Genomic DNA, 7856 nt, shown 5'->3' on the forward strand with positions numbered 1-7856 from the left:
GGAGGAATGGTCGAGTGGTTTAAGGCACCGGTCTTGAAAACCGGCGATGGTTTGTAGCCATCCGTGAGTTCGAATCTCACTTCCTCCGCCATTATTTTTAAAAAGAGAGAGTTTAAAAACTTTCTCTTTTTTCTTATTTTAAAATTAAAAGAGGAGCTTATTTAAATAATGCTCCTCTTTTTGCAAATTAAGATTACCGGTACAAGACGCAGTAATGATTTTATTGCAGTTTTGCTTTTATTGCACTGTATAGCTGTGTAGCTGTATGCTTTTTACTTTATTTCATTATTGCTTGCACTATATAACAGGATACTACGCAACCTATTTTAATCTTTTAATCATTTTCATACCCATGGATAATTGCTTGCCAGTCTTCTAAAAAGAAGTATCCTTGGTATTTTTGATTAAAAATATTAATGGTATCTAGTAGAGTTTGCAAATCCTTACCAGCTATCTCTTGGGTAAAAGGATGTATTTTTACTTGCGTAAAATCTAAACAAAACCATTGTTTATTGCTATACACTAAAGAATCAAGTTGTTGAGCGAAGATAAAAGTATTGTCAGCCTGTAATTGCGCTAAAGTATCTCCTAACTGATGATAAACCTCAAGATTAGGATGCTCTTCTTGTAAAATTAGGTCAGCAAAACTGATACTTCCTTGCTCTAAATTAAATACAAAGCTGTAAGCCTCGTAATTTTCAAGTTGACCGTCGATAAATACAGCTAATGGTAAAGGCTGTTTTAATAGGTAACTTAAGGTAAGGCTTTGTAGAATTTGTAGCAGAAGATTGATGTTAGTTGGATTCTTAGGTAATTGTATTTGCTTTTGCTTGCTTTTAAGAAAAGTAAGTATTTGCTTTTGTAAGTTAGTTGTTGGTTTACTATAGCCTAGGGTGCGCAAGTTAGTAATTTGCTTAATAAACTTACCTATTTTTTGTAAAAAGGTTAAATCTAATTTTCTTGGTTGATAGAGATAGTCCTTTTCAAGAAGTGTTGCAATCTGGCTAATAATTTCATGGTCTTCTAGGTAGAGATATTGATTTAAGAGAGAAGAAGTTATGTTCAGATCTTTTGCGTTTTCTTGTAAAGTAAATAGGGGAGAGAGCTCATTTAAATCAATAATTTGATCTTGATTTGCAATAGGGTAATTTAATTTTTGAAGAATATCTAAACGAACAAAACAACACATGAAAAAACACAACCTAGATAAAATTGATGAACAACGTGTTAAACAACTAGTACAGGACTATAGAGTTGATGATAAAGAGCATGTTGTTCAGCATCAAGCACAAGTAAATGCTCTAGTTAATTATTATCGTGAACTGATTCCGCGAGTAAGAGTATTTATAAAAAATATCAATAACGAATACGGTGATGATCGTGTAAAGATTTCCGAGGGAGTCTATAAGAATCTTAAATATGGGATTTTATTAAACCCTTTATCTACCTTTGCAAGTAATTTTGTTGACGGTGATTCTCGCTTGTTAAAACTTTATGTCGATCTTGATGAAGTATATAGTTATCTTTACTCAACAAGAGACTGGGCAAACGAACAGATTCATTTAGATAAGTTTGTATCTCGTCATGATCTTGCTTTGGTCGATAAGGTACTAGAACAAATGTACGATTACTTAAATACAGTTTTACGTAATCTTTTTAATATCTACTCTTATGCAGTTGGTTATTATTATGGCACAGATTCAGATTCTGACGCCTTTAATTATCGTATGCTTATTCCAGAGTCACCGCATATTTTAGTATCTCCATTTTACCGTTTAAGTGGAGTAAACTTTATGTATTTCTTTGTTATAGCGAGTCAACACTATTACTCGCCGAAAAAAATAGTTTAAAAAAATAGCAGGTTTTTTATAAACCTGCTATTTTTTTGTTATTTACTAATACTTTTACGGAAGAATTGATAGAAATAATTCCATAACTCAGTATTTAATGGATCTTGATCTACTTGAGTTTGTTCAAGAAGTTCAACTACTTTAGCACGATCAAATTCAGCATCTTGACGAGCTAAAGTATCTAAAGCTCGCTCACGAAACTCTGGCTGTTGTAAACGTTCAATTGTTACTCTGATTTTTTTATCAAGCTGTACATCTGAACCAGCAGCCACTTGTCCCGTAGGATCTGTTTCTTTTAAAAGTAGATGTAATTCTTCAAGATCGTATTTTCTTAGAAGCTTAGCAACAAAGTTAATTTGACGGCGTTTTGCTTCCATGTTTTTCATTTCTTTAGTTTTAATAATTGCGTCAACAACGTTTTGACTAAAACCAAGAGGAACGATCTTGTTGATATTTAACTCAACTAATTGGGCTGTGATTTTGCGATAATCTTTAGCATCACGTTTAATCTCTGATTTACTTACGTAAATAATTTCTTCAGCTTCTTTATTATCACGTTCAATCTGATCCCAATCAAAATCTTTTTTAAATCTTGCCATTGTTATTAGAATGAGTTAGTGTCTTGGAATAGACCAACTTTTAGATTTTTTGCTTCGTAGATAACTTTGCCATCACAAACAACTTCACCATCAGCAATACCCATTACTAAACCACGAGCAATTACACGTTTTAAAGTAATACGATATTGAACTTTTTGTGCAATTGGTAAAATTTGTCCAGTGAATTTAACTTCACCTACACCTAAAGCACGTCCTTTACCTTTGTGACCTAAATGACCTAAGTAGAAGCCTACTAGTTGCCACATAGCATCCAAACCTAAACAACCCGGCATTACTGGGTCACCAATAAAGTGACAACCAAAGAACCATAAATCAGGTTTAATATTTAAAGTAGCTTCAATATAACCGCAGTTATTTGCTCCACCTTTTTCATCAATAACATCGATAGCATCGATCATTAACATGTTAGGAGCTGGTAATTGAGGGCCATTTTCCCAAAGTTCACCTTTTGAAGATTTAATTAAATCTTCATATGTATAAGAAGTAGGTCTACTCATAAAATCCTTTATAAATTTTTCATAAACTGTAACGCTAGTATTATATCACTAAAGTTACATTCCTTTTAATTTACGATACCACCAAGGAATTAAAAATTTCTTCCATGGACTTAGTGGTACTTTTTTCTTTTGTCCGGTTAATTGGTATAAAACTCGGCTAATAAATGTGTTGTGGCGATCTTTAATTGCAATTACGCTGTCATACTGCCAGTTTTTCTCTTGATTTAAAGTAGTATTGTCTGACGGGTCAGCAAAAGCAACTTCAGTCATTAATTCAAACACTTCATAGACATGGCTAGCGCTAAAGATTTTAAAACGACCTTTAGCAACCTCTTCCATAATATCGTCACGTAAAACTAAGTTTTTTACATTTACTTCAGGGATGATAACCCCTTGTAAGCCTGTAAGAGTGCGAGCCTTACATAGATCATAGAAGGCTTCAATCTTTTGGCTAACACCTCCAACTGCGAGAATGTTACCAAACTGATCCATATTTCCTGTTACAGCTAGATCTTGACGTACGTAACATTTTGAAATAGCAGAGGCTATAGTGATAAAGCTACAAACAGAAGCACTATCTCCATCGGTCTTTTCATAGAGTTGTTCAGTCAGTAAATTTGCACTAAAGTCTATACCATCGGTAAAGAGTGACTTAATGTAAGAGTAGCTAATAATATTAGCACGACGAGCAAATTTACCTGCAAGATTTAACTCTGCATCTACATCGACAAACGAGCCAGATTCTCCAGGAAGAATGCAAGAAAGACGGAAAACTACCCCACGCGGATCATGACTATATTGGTTTTCATCAATATAAGCTAGACCGTTAGCGGTACCAATACGAATTCCTGAGGTTTCAATATGTTGATAATCATCAAGAACGTAATGGAGGAAAGCTTGGTAGTCTTTATTATTTTGGCGAGCTTCACTTGCCTTTAAATGGATAAATTTATTTTCGCTATTGCCAGCTCGCGTAAAGATGTAATTGATACGGTCAGTTGCCCAGTAGAGGCGATTTTTAGTTTCATTAAGATCAAATAAAGTTACTAAAATTTTGTTTAAATAACTAGTATCGATCTTACCAGGGAAACCAAGGAGCTGTTTTAACATTACTAAACGACAAAGAATTGTAAAGTACTCAAACTTGTAATCTAGCAACTTTAAGTTGTAAGTGTAATTAAACGAATACTCAAGTGAGTTTTCATCACTATCTTCTTTACCTTGCTCAAGATGTTCAGGAGCATAAACTAATTGAGTTTGATAAGGAAGATCCTCATAAAACTCAGTTTTTAAGTTAGCTTGTAGGTGAATATCATTTACTAGATTATAGGTATCTTTATTGTCTGGATCACGTAGATACTTTTGCACTAGCTTTTCAATTTCTTCTTCAGTAAGATTACGCTCGATTGCTTCACCAAAGCCTAGTAGATAAGCATCGCGATAAATTTTGGCACTGTTGAGCATAAACTCTGTATCTGTCGCGTGATAACTATATGCGCCTAAGATACTATACTTATCGTACATCTCAAGATAAGAGTTAACTTCCTCTCTTTCTTGGGCATTAGCTAAAATAATTAGCTTACAGTTGCTAGCCAGAGTAAGCGACGGTAAATGCTTAAATTTATCAATCCCAGTTACTTGGTGCAGATTATACTGTTGGTTAGTAATTGCATTAATTAACTCAATTACTAATTCAGGATCTTCTGCCATTTTTTCAGCCGTAATAGCTAAGATAGTATTAGGATAGTTTAAATAGCCAAGAGTAAAAGGATTTTCTTTATTTTCGTGGTTATAACAACCAAAAATCTCGGCACGATTAAGGTCAGTAATAAGTTTATAACTTAAAGCATTGATCGCCGGATTTGTTTCTTTTAGTTCCTGATCTTGAGCTAAAGCGCTAGTGCTAGTTCCAGCGTTTTTGCTTTTGTCCTTAAGTAAACCATTGATTTGTTGGTAAGCAAAGTTAGCTTTTATTTGCCAAACTTCTTCATTACTTATAGAGATTTCAGGTTTGATACTTCTATTTACCTCGGCAAGAAAAGCTTGAAATAATTGCGATTGTGCAGAGTGTAAACTACGAGATTGCTCAACTGCAAGTATGCTTGCTTTAGCAGAAATTAAATCAGCTAACTTCACTTCAAGATCATCAAAAAGTAACCATTGGTAAAGTAAGTAACTACGAATATAAGAGTAATCGTCTTCACTTAGAGGGGTATTTTCTTTTTTTAGGAAAAACTCTTTTAAGGCTTGAGGGGTAAACTTTGCAGGTTCATTTAAGTTAATATCTACATCTAATTGCTGATGAGATTTTGCACTTTCGTTAAATTGCAAAGTAAAGTATTGGGCAATAAAATTGTTGAGATTACTTTGTAAAGGAAGCTCAACAAGTTTATCTAAAGTTATTAAATCTTGAGAAGAAAGATTACGTGCATAATTAGCAAGTATCAGTTCAAGATCTAACTCCGCTGGAGTAAGTCTTTTCAGCATAAGTAAAAACTATGTAAAAATATAAAAATTAGGGAAAAATATAAAATTTTGGTTTATCTAAAAAATTAATAAACGGCGTTCCTATTTTATCATAAAACTCTCGAAGAAAAAGTAAGCTTAATTTGGACTTTTTCAGTACTATGCTATAATTAAAATTGCTAAATAAAATAATCAAATAGGTAAATTATTTAACAAGTATGCAAGTATTTACATCCTTTGATCAGCTAAGAGAAGCTAAGCTAGAAAACGTTTTTGTTTCGATTGGTAATTTTGATGGTGTACATTTAGGACACCGTGCAATTTTAAAAGAACTAGACAATCTAGCGGCTAAAGATAATGGTACAACTTTGCTGATTGTATTTGAACCGCAACCTCTTGAGCTTTTTACTAAAAAGATCTCAAGACTTTTTACTTTACAAGATAAAATTAGCGCTTTAGATAAATTTAAATTAGTAGATAATTTATTAGTGCTAAAGTTTGACTTAGAGTTAGCGAATACAGAAGCTGATGACTTTGTTAAGCAACTTTGTACAAGTATGCAAGTAAACACTATTTTTATTGGCGATGATTTTCATTTTGGTAAAAATAGAGGAGGCAACTTAGCAAAACTGCAAGAGTTTTCTAGCGTTTACGGATACAAGGTAGATGTTATTGGTACCATTTTAAATGACAAGGAACAAAGAGTAAGCTCTACTCTAATCCGTCAATTATTAGCAGACAATCAATTAAAAACCGCAAATAGTTTATTAGCTGAACCTTTTAGTTTTACGGGGATTGTAGAAAAAGGTAAGCAATTAGCTCGTACCTTAGATACTCCAACCGCAAATATTCCAATCAATCGCATTCTTTCACCTCTGCATGGCACATATGTTTGTCTTGTGAAATTAGAGGGAGATAATAAGATTTATGATGGGGTATGTAATGTAGGTTTTAAACCTACGGTGAACTCTGATGAGAAACAGTGGCTTGTTGAAGTTCATTTATTTGATTTTACTGGAGACTTATACGGCAAAGAAGTAAAAGTAACCCCAACTCAATTCATTCGTGCGGAAAAGAAATTCTCTTCAGTAGATGAGCTTAAAGCGCAAATAGCTAAAGATAAAGAGTTTGCTCGTCAGGCAAATCCAAAGAGAAACTTACTTGCCGGTAACGATCTTTTTAGCAATAACTAAACAACTAGAGATAACTAAATAACTAGTGATAACTTAACAATTTCTTTTAAGGTTAACTATATGTCAATTAAAGATTTTTCGATTAAAGCCCTCAATGCCGGAGGCTTAGGAATTGTAATTCCATTAATTCCTTATGCCATTCTAGGAACATTATTACGTCCATTTGCTACAGATAGTCAATTAATTGCTAATTTCATTAATTACTGTCAACAAGTACAAAGTATTGCCCCAATTCTTATAGGATTTTTAATTGCAACTTTTGTTGGTTTAAATCCTTTACGTGCAGGGGTAGTAAGCTTTGTTTCTTTTCTTTCTTCGGGAAATCTTAGTGTAGTACAACTATTTACAGAGCAAGGTAGTGCGGTAAATGTTCTACAACTAAAAGGACTAGGAGATTTAGTTAATGCGATTTTTATGGGAGCAGTAAGTTCTGCGATTATTTTAAAAATCAATAATCTTTTCCGTTCTTTAGAGATTATTTTATTACCTATTTTAGGAGTTGCATTAGCGCATTTTGGTCGTGAAGTATCTTTACCGATCGTTGGCTATATAACTACAGGTGTTGCTGACGCGGTTGAGTATTTTACTACTTTAAATCCAATTTTAATGTCAATGTTAATTGGTGCAACTTTTGCAATTCTAATTATTTCTCCTATCTCTTCAGTAGTTGTTGCTCTAGCGATTAAACTAAACGCAGTTAACTCTGGAATTGCAAATTTAGGTTGTTCTTCAACTATGATTGCCGTGTTAATTGGCTCTGTATTTGTAAATAAACCAGGGGTTTCAGTTACTGTAGGTTTAGGTATTGTTAAAATGCTAGTAGGTAATTTATTAAAATACCCAATTTTAGCTTTACCTCTAGCGGTTTCTGGAGCAATCTGTGGTTTAGCTGCTTACTTATTAGGTGTACACGGAACAGCCTTCACTGCTGGTTTTGGTTATAGTGGTTTAGTTGGTCCATTAGCTGCTTATGATGCTTTTGTTACTCAAGGAGTTTCTACTGGTAGCGCTATTAGTAAATTAATAATTGCATATATAGTTATCCCATTTGCGGTAGCAAGTTTAGTACACTTCTTATTTATTCGTGTATTTAAAATCTATACTTTTGAAATTGTTAAATTTACGCCAAATGTAAATTAAAGAAAAAAGGATCTTAATCAATTGATTAAGATCCTTTTTAATTAGAAAAAATTTAATTTACTCTTTGTCATCCTAAATTTTTAGATTTTT

7 protein-coding genes and 1 tRNA gene are annotated in these 7856 nt (G+C 33.1%); 4 read left to right on the plus strand and 4 right to left on the minus strand.

The genetic code is table 11. The features are described 5' to 3' along the window. Nucleotides 1-91 (plus strand) — tRNA-Ser (locus CKF54_RS04180). A gap of 243 nt (nt 92-334) precedes the next feature. On the opposite strand, the gene CKF54_RS04185 is transcribed toward CKF54_RS04180, so the two are convergent. Then, complete coding sequence (locus tag CKF54_RS04185) at nt 335-1189, minus strand: hypothetical protein (protein ID WP_119525078.1); 855 nt, start codon at nt 1187-1189, stop codon at nt 335-337. Between CKF54_RS04185 and CKF54_RS04190 the strand changes: the two genes are divergently transcribed. Continuing rightward, nucleotides 1188-1850: a hypothetical protein gene (locus CKF54_RS04190; RefSeq protein ID WP_119525079.1), complete on the plus strand. Its 663-nt coding sequence runs from the start codon at nt 1188-1190 to the stop codon at nt 1848-1850. The two genes, CKF54_RS04185 and CKF54_RS04190, sit on opposite strands and share 2 nt — an antisense overlap. Nucleotides 1851-1888: 38 nt before the next feature. Here CKF54_RS04190 and CKF54_RS04195 read toward each other — a convergent pair whose 3' ends face one another. From CKF54_RS04195 to CKF54_RS04205, 3 genes are read right to left on the minus strand one after another with little or no spacing between them, the layout of a single operon-like run. Further along, nucleotides 1889-2449 carry a DUF615 domain-containing protein gene (locus CKF54_RS04195; RefSeq protein WP_119525081.1) on the minus strand — a complete coding sequence of 187 codons (561 nt, stop codon included), beginning with the start codon at nt 2447-2449 and terminating at the stop codon, nt 1889-1891. 5 nt (nt 2450-2454) lie between these two features. Beyond that, entirely contained in the window at nt 2455-2967 is a 513-nt protein-coding gene (gene fabA / locus CKF54_RS04200; RefSeq protein ID WP_119525083.1) for a bifunctional 3-hydroxydecanoyl-ACP dehydratase/trans-2-decenoyl-ACP isomerase, read from the minus strand. Nucleotides 2968-3021: 54 nt separating this feature from the next. Further along, the gene (locus CKF54_RS04205; protein ID WP_119525085.1) at nt 3022-5454 is read right to left on the minus strand and encodes a S16 family serine protease; all 2433 of its coding nucleotides are present in this window, start codon (nt 5452-5454) and stop codon (nt 3022-3024) included. A 197-nt stretch (nt 5455-5651) separates the two neighbouring features. Here CKF54_RS04205 and ribF point away from each other — a divergent pair, with 197 nt between their 5' ends. Together ribF and CKF54_RS04215 are read left to right on the plus strand one after the other, a co-directional pair. Next, nucleotides 5652-6626, plus strand: coding sequence for a riboflavin biosynthesis protein RibF (gene ribF / locus CKF54_RS04210; RefSeq protein ID WP_119525087.1), 975 nt, complete (start codon nt 5652-5654; stop codon nt 6624-6626). Between the two features lie 60 nt (nt 6627-6686). Next, the gene (locus tag CKF54_RS04215) at nt 6687-7766 is read left to right on the plus strand and encodes a PTS sugar transporter subunit IIC (RefSeq protein ID WP_119525089.1); all 1080 of its coding nucleotides are present in this window, start codon (nt 6687-6689) and stop codon (nt 7764-7766) included. The last annotated feature ends 90 nt before the right edge of the window (nt 7767-7856 follow it).

It is taken from the genome of Psittacicella hinzii (assembly GCF_003585885.1).
Lineage (GTDB): Bacteria > Pseudomonadota > Gammaproteobacteria > Enterobacterales > Psittacicellaceae > Psittacicella.